Below are 15,350 nucleotides of genomic sequence, written 5' to 3' on the forward strand. Positions count from 1 at the left end.
TCTTAGTGCGCCGCGTCCCAGCTCGCGCCTGTCCCGATATCAATCGCGAGCGGCACATCAAGGGTGACCGCCGGGAGCGCGGCCTCTGCCATGACCCGTTCGATAATCGGCGAGGCGGCGGCCACGTCCCCTTCGGGCAGTTCGAACACCAATTCATCGTGCACCTGAAGCAGCATGCGCACATCGTTTAGTCCAGCATCGCGCAACGCCGGGAGCATTCGTGCCATGGCTCGCTTGATGATGTCTGCGCTTGTCCCCTGGATCGGCGCATTGATGGCCGCGCGCTCTGAACCCTGCCGTTCGGCCTGGTTCTTCGACTTGATCCGCGGGAACCATGTCTTGCGTCCAAAGAGCGTCTCGGAATAGCCGCGCTCGCCAACTGTTGTGAGTGTCTCGGAGATATAGCGCTGAATGCCGGGGAAACGCTGGAAATAGGTGTCGATCATCGCCTGCGCTTCGTCGGGTTCGACTTCCAGGCGGCCTGCAAGTCCCCAACGCGAAATGCCGTACAGGATGGCGAAGTTGATCGTCTTTGCCTGCGCGCGGGTGTCTCTTGTCACCTCGCCAAACATCTCGGTCGCTGTGCGCGAGTGGATGTCCTCACCGTTTGCAAAGGCCTCTTTGAGAGTGCCGACATCGGCCATATGCGCAGCCAGTCGCAATTCGATCTGGCTGTAGTCTGCTGCGAGAAGGACATTGCCGTCTTCGGGCACAAACGCCTCGCGGATTTGCCGGCCAATGGGGGTGCGGATGGGGATGTTCTGCAAGTTCGGATCGGTTGAAGACAATCGCCCTGTCTGGGCCCCAACAAGGCTGTAACTGGTGTGCACGCGCCCTGTATCGGGATTGATCTGCGCCTGCAGCGCATCGGTGTAAGTCGATTTCAGTTTCGACAAATGGCGCCATTCAAGCACCTTCTTGGTGATCGCCGCAGCTTCCGGGTCGGCGCTCAGCTTTTCAAGCGTCGAGTGATCGGTGGAGTAAGCGCCGCTCTTGCCTTTACGACCGCCTTTAAAACCCATCTTGTCGAACAGGATCTCGCCCAATTGTTTGGGTGAGCCGACCGAGAATTCCTCGCCCGCAACTTCATGGATTGCCTTTTCAAGCCGGGCCGTTTCGGTCGCAAATTCTTCCGAGAGTTTGGCAAGGCGCGCGCGGTCTACCTTGATGCCTTCGCGCTCCATTCCCGCAACCACCGGGATGAGCGGTCGGTCGACGCGTTCGTAAATGGCGCTGCCACCCTCTTCGGAAAGACGCGGTTTGAGCATGCGGTAAAGCCGCAAGGTGACATCGGCGTCCTCGGCGGCGTATTCCGTCGCGCGGTCCAAAGGCACTTCGCCAAAAGGGATGGCTTTCTTGCCGGTGCCGCACACTTCTTTGAAGGAAAGCGGGGTGTGGCCAAGGTGGCGTTCGGAGAGGTCGTCCATACCGTGACCGCCTCCCATGCCTTCGCCGCGCCCTGCATCAAGGTCAAAGCTCATCACCATCGTGTCTTCAATAGGCGCGACGCTAATCCCTGAACGCTCCAGCACGTTGAGGTCATATTTGCCGTTCTGGAAGACTTTGAGGACGGAATCATCCTCGAGCATGGGTTTGAGCGCTGCAATGGCGTCATCCATCGCAACCTGCTCAGGCTTTTCGTCGAACATATCGCTGCCGCCATGGGCGAGCGGGATGTAGCAGGCATCATTGGGGCCAAGCGCAAGGCTCACCCCGACGAGGTCAGCCTGCATGGCATCGAGCGAAGAGGTCTCTGTATCCACCGCGACCAGCCGGGCAGCCGTTGCCCGCGCAACCCATTCCTTGAGTCGCTCCAAAGTCTGAACCGCCTCATACGCGCTGCGATCCACCTTCGGCATTTCCGGCAGAGGTTGGCGGTTTCCTTCAGCATTGCCCTTGTCGCCGCCTTTATCCGCTTTGGCAGGATTGAGATTGTTGGGCCGCTCGGGTGAACCGGTTCCTGCGCCAAGGCGTTTGAGAAGCGAGTTGAATCCGTGCGTTTGCAGAAATTCGGCCAGAGGTTCTTCGGGAACCTTGCCAAGGGCCATGTCCTCGATCGCCACAGGCAGGTCGCAGTCTTCTTTCAACGTAACCAGAACGCGCGACAGCTCGGCAGCCTCGCGTCCTTCAAGCAGGCGCTCTTTCAATTTGGATTTCTTCATATCCGGCGCCTGGTCGAGCGCTGCGGCAAGTGAACCATGCTCGGCGATGAGCTTGGATGCGGTCTTTGGGCCAACTCCATAAATGCCCGGAATATTATCGACGCTGTCCCCCATAAGGGCCAGCACATCGCCGACCAGATCAGGGGTGACGCCAAATTTCTCGTGCACTTCATCCAGATAGATGCGCTGTGATTTCATGGTGTCGAGCATATCAATGCGCGCACCATTTTCTTCGCCAACAAGCTGCATCAAATCCTTGTCGCTAGAGACGATTGTCACGTCCCATCCCTTACGCTGTGCCTCGCGGGCATAGGAGGCGATCAGGTCGTCTGCCTCCAATCCCTTTTCTTCGATGCATGGAAGGCTGAACGCGCGGGTAGCATCGCGGATCAGGGGGAATTGTGGCCGCAAGTCTTCGGGCGGCGGCGGGCGATTGGCCTTGTATTCAGGGTAAATGTCGTTGCGAAAGCTCTTCGAATCCTTGTCCAGGATCACCGCCAAATGCGTCGGCCCATCAGCAGCATCCAGATCATCGGCCAGCTTCCACAGCATGGTTGTGTAGCCATAAACCGCGCCAACAGGGGTCCCTTCCGGATTGGTAAGGGGTGGCAAGCGGTGATAGGCGCGGAAAATATAGGCCGAGCCATCGACGAGATAGAGGTGCTGCTTCTTGTCTGACATGGCTCGCTTGCTAGCATCGCGAGCACGCGGGCGTAAGTCGCCTTGATGTTTGAAGGCTGCCTTGCCCACCAAAAGTGGTTGCCTGCTAAAAAGGACGCATGGGGAGCTCGCTCAAATGTGGCAAGAATAAGGCGAAAAAGGGGCATTTTGCCACATTTTACTTGTGCGGCCACATTTCCGCCACTATTTAGAAGCTCAAGTCAGGCTGTTCTGCCCGACTTTGGCGCGTTCCCCTAGGAGGGGGGTGCGTGTTCTAAACGCTGAACAAGGAATTTATTATGCGTAAGATCGTTCTTGCCGCTTTTGTTGCAACTTCTGCTCTTGGCCTCGCTGCTTGCGGTGAAACCGCTGACGCTGTGAGCGAAACCGGCGACGCGATGGCTGCTGACGCTGCTTCAATCGCTGACGACGCGACTGCTGCTGCTGAAGAAGGCGCTGCTGCTGCTGGCGAAGCTGCCGAAGGCGCTGCTGATGCAACAACCGAAGCTGCTGAAGGCGCTGCTGACACTGTGACCGAAGCTGCTGAAGGCGCTGCTGCCAAGGCAGAAGCTATGGTGGACGGCGAGTAATTCGCTCTTCGCTAGCTTCACGCTAGAAAAAGAAAAGGCGGCGTCCCATTGTGTGGGCGCCGCCTTTTTCTTTGCGCGCTAGATTCTGCGCTGCCTGCTGGTTTGAGTGCCTAACCGCCGCCCATACGCGGGGCGTTCACCCAGTTGCGATCCTGGCGGGCGCGTACGCTGAACCCGTCGTAAAGCGCGCGGGCGATTGAAGCGATCCGTGCTTCGCGGGCGCGACGTGAACCCTGGCCCGTTACGTAGATAGCGACTGCAATAGCTCGTCCATCGGGGCTTTCGATTATCCCGACATCGCTCGACGTGTTGTTGAGCGAACCGGTCTTGTGGCTGACCTTTGCCTCGCCTGGCATATTGGCGATGATACGGCGCTTGCCAGTGACAGTGCGGCTCATCGCGCCGAGCAATATCCGGCGGCTTTCGTCCGACAGATACTCACCACGATAAAGCCCGGCGAGCAGGCGCACCATGGCTTTGGGCGTGGCCGCATCGCGCGGATCAATCCAGTTGGCAGGGTCATATTCGCCGTCATCGCGCACCAAGGTTGCGATATCGCGGTCGATGGAAAAATCGGTGATGCCCTGGCGGCGCATCCAGTCATTGACCGCTTGCGGACCGCCCACGGCTTTCAGCAAGGCATCTGTCGCCGGGTTGCTCGATCGGGTGATCATGATCTCGATAAGATCAATCGCTGCCATGGAATTGCCATTGCGCACAGGGGCCGCGGCAGATGAAAATTTCGCCGAGCGAACAGGGATCAGCAGCGGAAATTCCGTGGTCAGCGTATATCGGCCCTGTTCGACCATCTCGAGATATTTTGCAGCAACAGCGATCTTGCTGGTCGAGGCCATGGGGAACAATTGATTGCCCAGCACCGTGATCTGCTCACCGGTTGCAAGGTCCCATGCAGCAACGCCGATACGTCCATCGCTTCCATCGGCAAGTTCGGCAATGCGCTGCTCGAACGAAGAGGAGTAAATCGCCTCAAAGGTGGAGGGTTCTCTTGCCTGCGTGCCAAAAGCATTGTCGAAGCTCGCCTGCAGCTCGTCGCCCTGACGTTCGTTGCCCTGAGCCGAGGCGGGGGCAAAGGCGGGCGTGAAACTTGCGAAGATGAGGGCTGCGGCCGGAAGGGCGGCGCGGGTGATCGAGGAAAGAATGTGTCGAATTGCCATCGGCAGAACGTACTCCGAACAAGGTTAGCGGCAGCTTAAGCGCAGTCTCTAGGGTCCTACGATTCGCCGCGACAAGCGCTCGCCCCGTCGCATGCGGCGAAATGTGCAGCGCTCGCGACCGATTCGCGATCCCGGCTTAGATCGCTGCACTAATTATAATGCGAGGAACCCTTCGATTGTTCCCTTGTTGCGTATGTATGGGTTGCCTGACACGCAGCCTTGACTGGCGCAACCATTCGGGCAGGTATGCTGTCAAACCACGCATCATGAGGACAAATATGACCATGCAACGTAACCTCGTTTTGGGCTCTCGCGGCCTGCTTACGGGCCTTCTTCTTACCGGTTCGAGCCTTGCGATGGCGCAGACCGCTCCCATCCTTTTGCCAGGTGCACCAGGTGAAGCGAGCAAAACGCTTAGCGCAAGTGAAGCAAGCGAGATTGCGAAGTCCAGCTACACCGATGCAGATGTCGGCTTCATGCAAGGCATGATCGCGCATCACCAACAGGCGGTTGAAATGTCCGCTCTGGTCGAAGCGCGCACCAATAATGAAGACGTCGTCACTATCGCTGGCCGCATTCTGTCGAGCCAGGCTGACGAGATCGAGTTCATGAACGAATGGCTGTCCGCGCGCGGTCAGAAAACCGTGATGGTCGGCATGGATCACTCAACGATGGACCATTCAGGGATGGACCATTCCAATCACATGATGGGCCATGCCATGGATCACTCGCAAATGGCGGGTATGGCAAGCGCAGAGGACATGGCCAAGCTCGCAACGCTTGAGGGCACGGAATTCGACCGCTTGTTCCTCACGCTTATGATTGCCCACCACGAAGGCGCGATCAAAATGGTTGACGATCTGCTCGACCAACCGGGCAGCGCGTCTGACCCTGTGCTTTTCCAGTTCATCAGCGATATCGAAAGCGACCAGCAATCCGAAATCGATCAGATGGATGTGATGCTGGCTGGCCTTTCATCCGATCCGCGCGTCAACCTGGCTGTTGGTTTCGACGATGCGGGCGAGGCAATCATGAACCTTCGCAAGGTGGTGTCGCTGCCAAAGCCTGCCGGCTTCTTTAACCCGGAGAACCCTGCGGACCTTCGCCCAGCTCTCCCAATGGATGAGGAAGAGGCAGAAGAAGCGGCTGCCGAAGCGGCGGAAACGCCAGAGGAAGACGGCGAAAGCCTGACCCAGTTTGCCGAGCGTTCGCCGCTGCTCGATTTTGCCAACACCGACATGGCGTTCTTCGACGACATTATGGTCGCCGGTAATTATCACGGCTTCAACATCTATAAGCTTGGCGATGACGGGGTTCCCAACCTCATGTCATCGGTTGTCTGCCCGGGCGGCCAAGGCGACGTTTCGGTTTACGAAAACCTTCTCATTATGAGCGTCGAGCAAACCCGTGGCCGCGTGGATTGCGGGCTACAGGGTGTTGAAGGCGACGTGTCGGAAGAGCGTTTCCGCGGCCTTCGCATTTTCGACATTTCGGACCTCACCGCTGTGCGCCAGGTCGGACAGGTGCAAACCTGCCGCGGCAGCCACACGCACTCGATCGTGAGCGCCGATGACGAAAAGCTCGTCGTTTACAACTCGGGGACGTCGCGCGTGCGCAAACAGGAAGAGCTGTCGCGCTGCATCGATAATGAAGCGGACAGCCGCACTGCATTGTTCAGCATCGACGTGATCGAAATCCCGCTCGCCAATCCGGCAGCGGCCCGCATCACCAGCAGCCCGCGCGTGTTTGCCGACAATGAAACGGGCGAGATTGCTGGCCTTTGGAAAGGCGGCACCTCTGAAGAAGGCGCGCAAGACACCCGTCAGACAAACCAGTGCCACGACATCACCGTCTTCCCCGCGCTTAAAATCGCGGCAGGCGCGTGTTCGGGCAACGGGATCATTATGGATATCTCCGATCCCTATAACCCAGTTCGCACCGACAGCGTGTTCGACAAAGGCTTTGCCTATTGGCACTCGGCCACGTTCAACAATGACGGCACCAAAGTGATCTTCACTGACGAATGGGGCGGAGGCGGTCGTCCGCGTTGTAAGGCATCGGACCCGATGACCTGGGGCGCCAATGCGATTTACGACATTGTCGATGGCAAGCTTGAATTCCGCAGCCACTACAAAATGCCCGGACCACAAAGCGACACGGAAAATTGCGTCGCTCACAACGGCTCAATCATTCCGGTTCCCGGCCGCGATATCTTCGTGCAAAGCTGGTATCAGGGCGGCATCAGCGTGATGGACTTCACCGACAGCGCTAATCCGCAAGAGATTGCCTTCTTTGACCGTGGCCCCATCGATGGTGAGCAATTGGTCGTTGGCGGTTTCTGGTCCAGCTATTGGTACAATGGCCGGATCTACGGCACAGAGATCACCCGCGGTGTCGATGTGTTTGCGCTTGAGCCGTCAGAGCACCTGACCGCCGAAGAGATTGCAGCTGCAGAAGCCGCATCTTACGCCAACACCCGCTTCAATCCGCAGACCCAGACGCAGGTCACATGGGATGAGGACGTGATCGAAGCAGCAGCGGCAAGCCGCAAGGGCGGCTAAGGCCTCATCAATCCAGACGCAAAAAGGGCGCGAGGTGGTCAACCACCTCGCGCCCTTCTTCTATTTGATCTGCAAGCAGCTTACGCTTCTTTGACGCTCGCGATCCATTGGTCGATCCGTTTTTCAAGGATCGACAGCGGCACCGAGCCACCGCCAAGCACGGTGTCATGGAACCCGCGAATGTCGAAGTCTTCGCCCAGCTCTTTTTCCGCTTTCGCACGCAGTTCCTGAATACGGATCATGCCGATCTTGTATGATGTCGCCTGGCCCGGCAGCACATAATAGCGCTGAACTTCGCTGCGCACGGCGCCTTCAGGATTGGGGGAATTTTCAAGCGCATATTGCACCGCTTCTTCCTCGCTCCAGCCCTTGGCGTGGATGCCGGTGTCAACCACCAGACGGATTGCGCGCCAGATTTCACTGCCAAGGCGGCCAAAGTCGGAATAAGGGTCCTGGTAACCGCCCATCTCCTTTGCGAGCAGTTCGGTATACAGCGCCCAGCCTTCTCCATAGGCAGAGATAAATCCGCCTTGGGACTGGAATTTGGGCACGCCTTCCAATTCCTGTGCGATGGACAATTGCATGTGGTGGCCCGGATTGCCTTCGTGATAGGCGATCGCTTCCAATTCAGGGATTGGCATCGCAGTCATGTCGGAAAGGTGAGCGTAGTAAATCCCGGGGCGTGAACCATCGGGTGTGCCAGGTTGATAATGCTGGGCGGCACCGTCCTGTTCACGGAAAGCCTCTACCCGGCGCACCTCAAGCGGCGCCTTTGGCAAGGTGCCGAAAAACTCGGGCAGCCGCGCGGTCAGGGCATCAATGTGAGCCTTGGCTTGATCGATATATTGCTGCGCGCCCGCTTCATTGTCAGGGTAGAAGAATTGCGGATCGGTGCGGGTAAACTCGAAAAATTCCTGCAAGGTCCCCTCGAACCCGACCTGCTCCATGATCGCGCGCATTTCTGTTTGAATGCGCTCAACCTCATCCAAGCCGATCTGGTGAATTTCATCAGCGGTAAGGTCGGTGGTGGTCATTTCTTTCAATGATGCTGCGTAAAATGCTTCGCCATTGGGCAAAGCGGTTGCGCCTTGCGCCTCTTCGCTTGTGTTCGGGCGATCTTCTTCGAACCAGGCAATCGTGCGTGCATAGGCAGGCGCGAATTCTTCGATGAGCGCTGTGCGCGCTTTTTCGCGGAGCTCTTCGGCGCGTTCATCGGTAATCGCGCCGCTCCCAACAAGGCTCGCAAGGTGGCGCTCGACGCCGGCCCACATGGCGGAAGGCTCACCCTCATCGAAAGGCGCGCCGGAGGTGAGGTTGTTCGCCTCAAGGATTACCGCATCATAAGCAAAGCGTGGGGCGCGGGTGCCTGCCTCGGCGTTTGCCTGAGCGCGGGCGAGGAGTTGGTCCATAGCTGTCCCGATCGCGCCAATACGCGTGATAAACGCCTGCATCTCGTTTTCATCTTCGACAGTGTGCTGCGTCAGCAGGAAGGTCGGAAGGCTGCTTTGCGCAGAGCCCATTTGGTGGAGGATGTAGGCTTGCTCGCGAAACTCGTAAGCGCGCTCCGCCTGCTCAAGCCGGTACTTCCACATATCGTAGGAGAGTTTGGCCGCCTCTGAGAGCTCGTCATAATCAAAGCTTGCTTCCATTTGCGCCGTTGCGCCGCGCATCCATTCAAGCTGGGCAAGCTGTGCATCTTCGCTGAAATCGTCGATTTTGTCGTAGTCGGTTTTCCGGCCCAATCCCGTTTGTGTGATCGGCGAGAAGGCAAGCTGTTCTTCGAACTTTTCATCAAACCACGCGTTCAGGCATTCTGATTGAGCAACCGTGCCGCATTCCACCGTTTCCACCGGTGTCAACGCATCGCAACCGCCAAGCGCAACGGTTGAAAGCAGCAAGGCTGCGAATTTCATTTTCATCTCAGAGTTCCCTCATGATTTTTCCGGACGCTAATGGCCCAGAGCGCAAGACAATGGAAGGGCAACCTGCCGGTAAATGAGCGTACGATTTTGACGCGGGATTGGCTTTTGAGGCCTCGTTACTCGCCCGACCGCACTTTGCGTGCATGGGCAACCAGCTCTGCGATGCGCAAATGCGTGCCGGCCAATGTCGGGCGAGAGTGATCGGCGCCCACATGCTCTGCGGTGGCAGCTGCCTCTGCGAATAATCTTCCGCCCACTGAAATGACCAGATTTTGGTCTGGCAAAACAAGGCGGCTTTGCTTCACCGTCTCGCGCAACGCGGCGATGCGTCCGGGACGCGGCAGTGCTTCCGACAGCCCGATATCCAGCGCATCAGGGCGTTGGTGTTCCAGCTGATTGGCGAGCGCCTGATCACTACCGGGGTGTGACATTTCAACCGACCATCCGGCATCGGTAAACTGGTCGGCAAGGATGCTCTGGCCCAGCATATGCGGTTCGCCCGGGGCTGATGCCAGAATGACCGAATAGGTCTTCGAACGCAGCCTTTCCGAGTTTTCGGTGTAGCGCACGGCATGACCCGCCATCTGCAAGATGCCAAGCCCCAGTGTCAGGTCAAACTCGCTGCATTCGTCGCTGAGCCATGCGTCGCCCATCGCGCGGGCGGCCGGTTCAATCAGTTGCTTGACCACTTCATCGCCATGCCAACCCGATTCAGCAAGCCGTGCGAAAAGGTCGCCAAGGCCAGTCTCATTTGCGTCGAATGCGTCGCGTACAACGCGCTGCACATGCTGGTTGAGAGGGTGCTTGCGGCGCAGACGATCCCAAAGGCGCGGGGGCGCCTCATCGCGTTTGCGATAAAGAAGAAGGTCCCAGTCCGAGAACAGGCGCGCTTCGACAAAATGCTCTGTCAGCAGTTCGATGTCTTTGTGGCGCTCATCTTGCTGGATCGATTTCCAGACAGCACCCAGACCATCGGGTGGGCCTTCGAGTGTTTGTAGAAACTTGCCATTTTCATACAGAAGCATGCCGGTGACACCGACGCTTTGATTGCGGGAGCGTGCCCTTGCGACAAGTTCGTTGAGTTCGGTTTCGGACGGCGGCGCTGCTGCCCTGCTTTGATAGGTCAGGCAACCAATAAGGTTGGATGGCCCACTTCCAGAGCTAATCCCGTCATTATGCGTATGCATAGGTCTACCTCCCGTCCAGGATTAGCAGGAGCGAACGCACAAAAGCATTGAGGAGGCCACAGATAGCGGCCTGATTATCCTTCAACGTTCCGCGTGCATTCTCGTCCGCAGATCCCATTATTCCAGCAGGCAAAAACCCTTCGGTGGCGCATTGCCCAAAACCAAACCCGGAAAGATTTGGAAGCCGGATCAGCTCGGCTTTCAATGCCCTGCGCCGCAAAACTCCGGGGTCGTTCGACTCTCGGAGACTGGAAGGCTGTATTCTTTATCATACACTCGAACGCGTCAAGTTTGATTAACTCTTCAGGCGATCTTTATCGCTTTAAATCGCGAACTTGGCGGCTTGTTGCAAAAAACAGAATACGATTTTAAGGCTTTAGTTGCGAATAAAGCAAAAGACCCCGCCGGATTGCTCCGACGGGGCCTTTTTTGAAAGCTTGGAAAAAGTGGCTGGCTTAGAAGCCCATGCCGCCGCCCATGCCGCCCATGCCGCCCATATCGGGCATTGCAGGGGCTGCGGCTTTGTCTTCTGGAGCATCCGTGATCGCCGCCTCGGTGGTGATCAGCAGGCCAGCAACAGAAGCTGCGTCTTGCAGAGCGGTGCGAACAACCTTGGTTGGGTCGATCACGCCTGCTTCAACGAGGTTTTCGTAAACGTCGGTTGCAGCGTTGAAACCTTGGGTCTCATCGCCTTCACGAAGCAGGTTGCCAGAAACAACCGCGCCATCGTGGCCAGCGTTTTCAGCGATCTGACGAACCGGCGCCATGATTGCGCGGCGAACGATGTCGATGCCACGGGTCTGGTCGTCATTGTCGCCTTTGAGGCCTTCGAGAGCCTTGGTTGCGTAAAGAAGCGCGGTACCGCCGCCCGGGACGATGCCTTCTTCAACGGCTGCACGGGTTGCGTGAAGCGCGTCATCAACGCGGTCCTTGCGCTCTTTCACTTCGACTTCCGAAGCGCCGCCAACCTTGATCACAGCAACGCCGCCTGCGAGTTTCGCGAGACGCTCTTGCAGCTTCTCACGGTCGTAGTCGCTGGTGGTGTTGTCGATTTGCGTGCGGATTTCGCCGACGCGTGCCTTGATGTCGTCTTCCGAGCCTGCGCCGTCGACAATGGTGGTGTTGTCCTTGTCGATGGTGACACGCTTGGCTTCGCCGAGCATGCCCAGCGTCACGTTCTCAAGCTTGATGCCGAGGTCTTCGCTGATCATTTCACCTTTGGTGAGGATCGCGATGTCTTGCAGCATGGCTTTGCGACGATCGCCAAAGCCTGGAGCTTTGACAGCAGCGACTTTGAGGCCGCCGCGCAGCTTGTTCACGACGAGGGTCGCGAGCGCTTCGCCTTCGATGTCTTCAGCGATGATGAGAAGCGGGCGGCCCGACTGCATTGCAGCTTCGAGAACCGGGAGCATGGCTTGCAGGCTTGAAAGCTTCTTCTCGTGGATCAGGATGTATGGGTTGTCGAGTTCAACCAGCATCTTGTCCGGGTTGGTGATGAAGTAAGGCGAGAGGTAACCGCGGTCGAACTGCATGCCTTCAACAACGTCGAGTTCAAACTCGAGGCCCTTGGCTTCTTCGACGGTGATAACGCCTTCTTTGCCGACCTTGTCCATGGCTTCAGCGATTTTCTCGCCGACTTCTTTGTCGCCATTGGCAGAGATGATGCCGACCTGAGCGATCTCGGAAGAACCAGCGACTTCTTTTGAACGGCTCTGAAGGTTCGCAACAACAGCTGCGGTTGCAGTGTCGATGCCGCGCTTAAGATCCATCGGGTTCATGCCAGCAGCCACAGCGGTCATGCCTTCGCGGGCGATGGCCTGGCCGAGCACGGTCGCGGTGGTGGTGCCGTCGCCAGCAAGGTCGTTGGTCTTCGAGGCCACTTCCTTGAGCATTTGCGCGCCCATGTTTTCGAACTTGTCTTTAAGTTCGATTTCCTTGGCAACCGATACACCGTCCTTGGTGATGCGCGGCGCGCCAAAGCTTTTGTCGATGACGACATTACGGCCCTTTGGACCGAGGGTGACTTTAACAGCGTTAGCGAGCGTATCTACGCCGCGAAGAATACCTTCGCGTGCTTCGCGGCCGAACTTTACGTCCTTTGCAGCCATGATTGTTTCTCCTGAATTCTTGGAATTTTTTAGGTGCGATTTTCTGGGTCAGACTAAAGCCTTTCGGCCTCAGCCGATGATCCCCATGATGTCGCTTTCCTTCATGATGAGGAGGTCTTCACCGTCGATCTTGACTTCGGTGCCGCCCCATTTGCCGAACAACACTCGGTCGCCGGCTTTTACGTCGAGAGCAACGCGGTTGCCTGCATCGTCGCGTGCGCCTTCGCCAACGGAGACGACTTCGCCTTCGGATGGCTTTTCTTGAGCGCTGTCAGGGATGATAATGCCGCCTGCGGTCTTTGTGTCGGCTTCGATGCGACGGACCAGAACGCGGTCGTGAAGTGGACGAAATGCCATTTTTATGACCTTTCTCTTACGTGGTTGATAAACGAATTTGGCACTCTCGCTATTAGAGTGCCAACGCGGGGGCAGATGGTTGCCACGGGTGCAAGAGTCAAGGCGACGGACCCAAAAAAATTTGCGAAAAGGCAATGCGGCGCTTCGCGCTTGAGTATTGGGCCTGCATCCGCCACACGCTCAACCTTTGCCGGCGTGAGAACATGCGCGCTGATGCCTTGTTTTTGAGAGCTATATGATCCGCTTCAATCCTGAAATCACTGACCTGACTTACGCAGAGCAGGGCCTCATTTGGCTGCGGATGAACCTGATGGATCTTGGCGCCGGGATAGCGGTGCTGGTATTCGGTCTGCTGGTGGGAAGCCTGGTATCACGCTGGGTGGTGCGCGGGCTTACCCGCGCCTCGCGGGTGGATATCTCAATTGCCCGTGTGATCGGCAAAGCGGTAAAATTTGCGATCTGGTCCGTTGTCTTGCTGACGGTTCTGACCCAGTTCGGGGTTGAGACCACCAGTATCATTGCAGCGCTCGGCGGCGTGGCGCTTGCAGTGGGCCTTGCGCTTCAGGGCACATTATCAAATGTCGCATCAGGCGTGATGATTATGACCCAGCGCCCCTTTCGTGTGGGCGAAGTGATCAATGTCGGTACGATCACTGCTACAGTGCAGGAAATTGGCCTTTTCACCACCGAGCTTAAACAGCCTGATGGCCTGTTCGTGATGATGCCGAATAACGAGCTTTGGAACCAGCCCATCATCAATTTCACTCGTCATCCAACGCGCCGTTTCGAATTGATTGTCGGGATTGGCTATAACGACAGCATGAAGAACGCGCGCGACACCTTGCTGCAACTGGCAGCCGGAGACGAGCGGGTGTTGAGCGATCCTGAGCCTGTCACGTTTGTCGCTTCGCTTGACGAAAGCTCGGTCGGGATCGGGCTTCGCGTGTGGTGCAATACGGCGGATTATCTTGGGCTTTCGTGGGACCTTACCGAAGCGGCCAAGGCCAAGTTTGACGAGAAGGGCATTTCCATCCCGTTCCCTCAACGCGTGGTGACTACGATGGGCGCGGCGGCTGCTTGACCAGCCCTAATCTCTCCCGCGCCATCCAGCGCCAGGTGAGCAGAACGGCTGCAAAAGCAAGCCCGGTCGCAAGGCCGATCCAAACGCCCGTTCCCTGTAGCGGGGTGAAGAACCCGAGGCCTATCGAAAGGCCGATACCGGGCACCCAATAGCTGAAAATCGCGATCCACATCGGCGCGCGCGTGTCCTGTAGCCCGCGAAGAGCTCCGGCGGAGACTGCCTGAATGCCGTCCACCAATTGGAACGCTGCGGCGAGAACGAGGTATTGGAGCGCGAACCCGACGAGAGCTGCGTTCTTGGCGGCATAGGGATCAACGTAGATCGAAAGCAATGTGTAAGGCGCGATCACCATGGCGCTTGCCGTGCAGGTCATAAAGGCGGTCGAGATCGCAAGCGCGACCCAGCCTGCGCGTTTGATGCCAATGGGATCACGCGCACCGTAATAATAGCCCACGCGAATGGTCACTGCCTGGCCCACGCCAAACGGAACCTGGAAAGCGAGCGCAGCCAATTGCAGCGCGACTGTGTGCCCGGCAAGTTCGCTTGCCCCGAACCTGCCCATGAGGAATGCCGCTGCACCGAAGATACCGGCCTCCGCTGTCACGGTCAGGCCAATGGGAACGCCGATCCGAACAATCAGCCAGAAGCGGTCCCAGTCCGGCGACCAGAGCCTGCCAAAGATGTGATAGCGGTGAAGCTTCGGGTCGAGCCGTATCGCCACAATATATGCGCCAAGGATCACAAAGGCGGTGATGATGGTTGCCACCGCTGCACCTTTGAGACCCAGCTCTGGCGCGCCGAAGTTGCCGAAAATGAGCGCGTAATTGGCAAAGGCGTTTACGAAAATGCCCACCCCGGTGATCGCGGTGGCAAATATCGGGCGCCCTAATGCCGAAACGAAATTGCGCAAGACCCCCGCCAGCAGCATCGGGATCAGCGAGAAGATGATGATGTAATTGTATTCGCGCGCCAATGCGATGATCTGCGGCTGTTGACCGGTTGCACGCATGATCGGCTCAAGAGCCAGGCAAATGCCCATACCGATAACGCCGGTTATTACCGCCAGCCACAAGGCCATGCGAACGGACCGTCTGACAGGCCGCAATGTGGGCCCACCTGCGCCAACGGCCTCGGCAATCAAAGCCGCGACGGCTCCGGTAAGCGAAGTCATGGCCCACAAGACCAATCCGAACAGGGAAACCGCCAGAGCAGAGGCAGCCAGCGGTTCATCCCCCAGCCGAGCAATGAAGATCACATCCACCGCATAGGTGAGCATTTGCAACAGGTTGGCAGCGGCAAGCGGAGCGGCGAGCGCAAGCGTCGCCCGAAACTCCTGACCCCATGTAGGGGGCGCCCTCAATGCCTGATCGGGGCGGTTATGAATGGCCTCATTTTGCGTCATAGCTTGTCCGCCCGCGCTATAGCGAGCCGGCCCGAATAGGAAGGGAAGCGGCATTGGAAAAGCAAATTCACGCAGCAAGGCGCTTTGGCGCGCCCGTGTGTTGTATCGGGGCACCGCCGCTGCGATTTGTAAAAAGCGCTTTATC

At 57.7% G+C, this 15,350-nt stretch carries 10 protein-coding genes; 3 read left to right on the forward strand and 7 right to left on the reverse strand.

What is annotated here, in order from left to right; genetic code table 11:
* Positions 1-2: 2 nt before the first annotated feature.
* Positions 3-2,843, reverse strand: coding sequence for a DNA polymerase I (gene polA / locus AC0V6Q_RS12690; RefSeq protein WP_486168740.1), 2,841 nt, complete (start codon positions 2,841-2,843; stop codon positions 3-5).
* Between the two features lie 278 nt (positions 2,844-3,121).
* Here polA and AC0V6Q_RS12695 point away from each other — a divergent pair, with 278 nt between their 5' ends.
* Positions 3,122-3,412, forward strand: coding sequence for a hypothetical protein (locus AC0V6Q_RS12695; protein WP_486168741.1), 291 nt, complete (start codon positions 3,122-3,124; stop codon positions 3,410-3,412).
* 110 nt (positions 3,413-3,522) lie between these two features.
* Here AC0V6Q_RS12695 and AC0V6Q_RS12700 read toward each other — a convergent pair whose 3' ends face one another.
* Positions 3,523-4,587, reverse strand: coding sequence for a serine hydrolase (locus tag AC0V6Q_RS12700; protein ID WP_486168742.1), 1,065 nt, complete (start codon positions 4,585-4,587; stop codon positions 3,523-3,525).
* A 278-nt stretch (positions 4,588-4,865) separates the two neighbouring features.
* On the opposite strand from AC0V6Q_RS12700, the gene AC0V6Q_RS12705 reads away from it, so the two are divergent.
* A complete protein-coding gene (locus AC0V6Q_RS12705) occupies positions 4,866-7,148 on the forward strand; it encodes a DUF305 domain-containing protein (protein WP_486168743.1) in 2,283 nt (760 codons plus the stop codon).
* A gap of 80 nt (positions 7,149-7,228) precedes the next feature.
* Here AC0V6Q_RS12705 and AC0V6Q_RS12710 read toward each other — a convergent pair whose 3' ends face one another.
* The 4 genes from AC0V6Q_RS12710 to AC0V6Q_RS12725 form a co-directional block, all read right to left on the reverse strand.
* Positions 7,229-9,067, reverse strand: a complete 1,839-nt coding sequence (locus tag AC0V6Q_RS12710) for a DUF885 domain-containing protein (RefSeq protein ID WP_486168744.1) — start codon at positions 9,065-9,067, stop codon at positions 7,229-7,231.
* 119 nt (positions 9,068-9,186) lie between these two features.
* Positions 9,187-10,257 carry a BLUF domain-containing protein gene (locus AC0V6Q_RS12715; protein ID WP_486168745.1) on the reverse strand — a complete coding sequence of 357 codons (1,071 nt, stop codon included), beginning with the start codon at positions 10,255-10,257 and terminating at the stop codon, positions 9,187-9,189.
* 455 nt (positions 10,258-10,712) lie between these two features.
* A complete protein-coding gene (groL, locus tag AC0V6Q_RS12720; protein ID WP_486168746.1) occupies positions 10,713-12,365 on the reverse strand; it encodes a chaperonin GroEL in 1,653 nt (550 codons plus the stop codon).
* Positions 12,366-12,434: 69 nt separating this feature from the next.
* A complete protein-coding gene (locus tag AC0V6Q_RS12725) occupies positions 12,435-12,722 on the reverse strand; it encodes a co-chaperone GroES (protein WP_486168747.1) in 288 nt (95 codons plus the stop codon).
* A gap of 235 nt (positions 12,723-12,957) precedes the next feature.
* Here AC0V6Q_RS12725 and AC0V6Q_RS12730 point away from each other — a divergent pair, with 235 nt between their 5' ends.
* Positions 12,958-13,803 carry a mechanosensitive ion channel family protein gene (locus tag AC0V6Q_RS12730; RefSeq protein WP_486168748.1) on the forward strand — a complete coding sequence of 282 codons (846 nt, stop codon included), beginning with the start codon at positions 12,958-12,960 and terminating at the stop codon, positions 13,801-13,803.
* Here AC0V6Q_RS12730 and AC0V6Q_RS12735 read toward each other — a convergent pair.
* Positions 13,778-15,205: an MATE family efflux transporter gene (locus AC0V6Q_RS12735; protein ID WP_486168749.1), complete on the reverse strand. Its 1,428-nt coding sequence runs from the start codon at positions 15,203-15,205 to the stop codon at positions 13,778-13,780. The genes AC0V6Q_RS12730 and AC0V6Q_RS12735 overlap by 26 nt on opposite strands.
* Positions 15,206-15,350 lie beyond the last annotated feature (145 nt).

The organism is Erythrobacter sp. S227 (genome assembly GCF_057364925.1).

Coding starts and splice junctions, on each gene's coding strand:
- AC0V6Q_RS12715 (WP_486168745.1), bottom strand. CDS start 10,257: ATGCATACGCATAATGACGGGATTAGCTCTGGAAGTGGGCCATCCAAC.
- AC0V6Q_RS12710 (WP_486168744.1), bottom strand. CDS start 9,067: ATGAAAATGAAATTCGCAGCCTTGCTGCTTTCAACCGTTGCGCTTGGC.
- AC0V6Q_RS12730 (WP_486168748.1), top strand. CDS start 12,958: ATGATCCGCTTCAATCCTGAAATCACTGACCTGACTTACGCAGAGCAG.
- AC0V6Q_RS12695 (WP_486168741.1), top strand. CDS start 3,122: ATGCGTAAGATCGTTCTTGCCGCTTTTGTTGCAACTTCTGCTCTTGGC.
- groL (WP_486168746.1), bottom strand. CDS start 12,365: ATGGCTGCAAAGGACGTAAAGTTCGGCCGCGAAGCACGCGAAGGTATT.
- AC0V6Q_RS12735 (WP_486168749.1), bottom strand. CDS start 15,205: ATGACGCAAAATGAGGCCATTCATAACCGCCCCGATCAGGCATTGAGG.
- AC0V6Q_RS12700 (WP_486168742.1), bottom strand. CDS start 4,587: ATGGCAATTCGACACATTCTTTCCTCGATCACCCGCGCCGCCCTTCCG.
- AC0V6Q_RS12705 (WP_486168743.1), top strand. CDS start 4,866: ATGACCATGCAACGTAACCTCGTTTTGGGCTCTCGCGGCCTGCTTACG.
- AC0V6Q_RS12725 (WP_486168747.1), bottom strand. CDS start 12,722: ATGGCATTTCGTCCACTTCACGACCGCGTTCTGGTCCGTCGCATCGAA.
- polA (WP_486168740.1), bottom strand. CDS start 2,843: ATGTCAGACAAGAAGCAGCACCTCTATCTCGTCGATGGCTCGGCCTAT.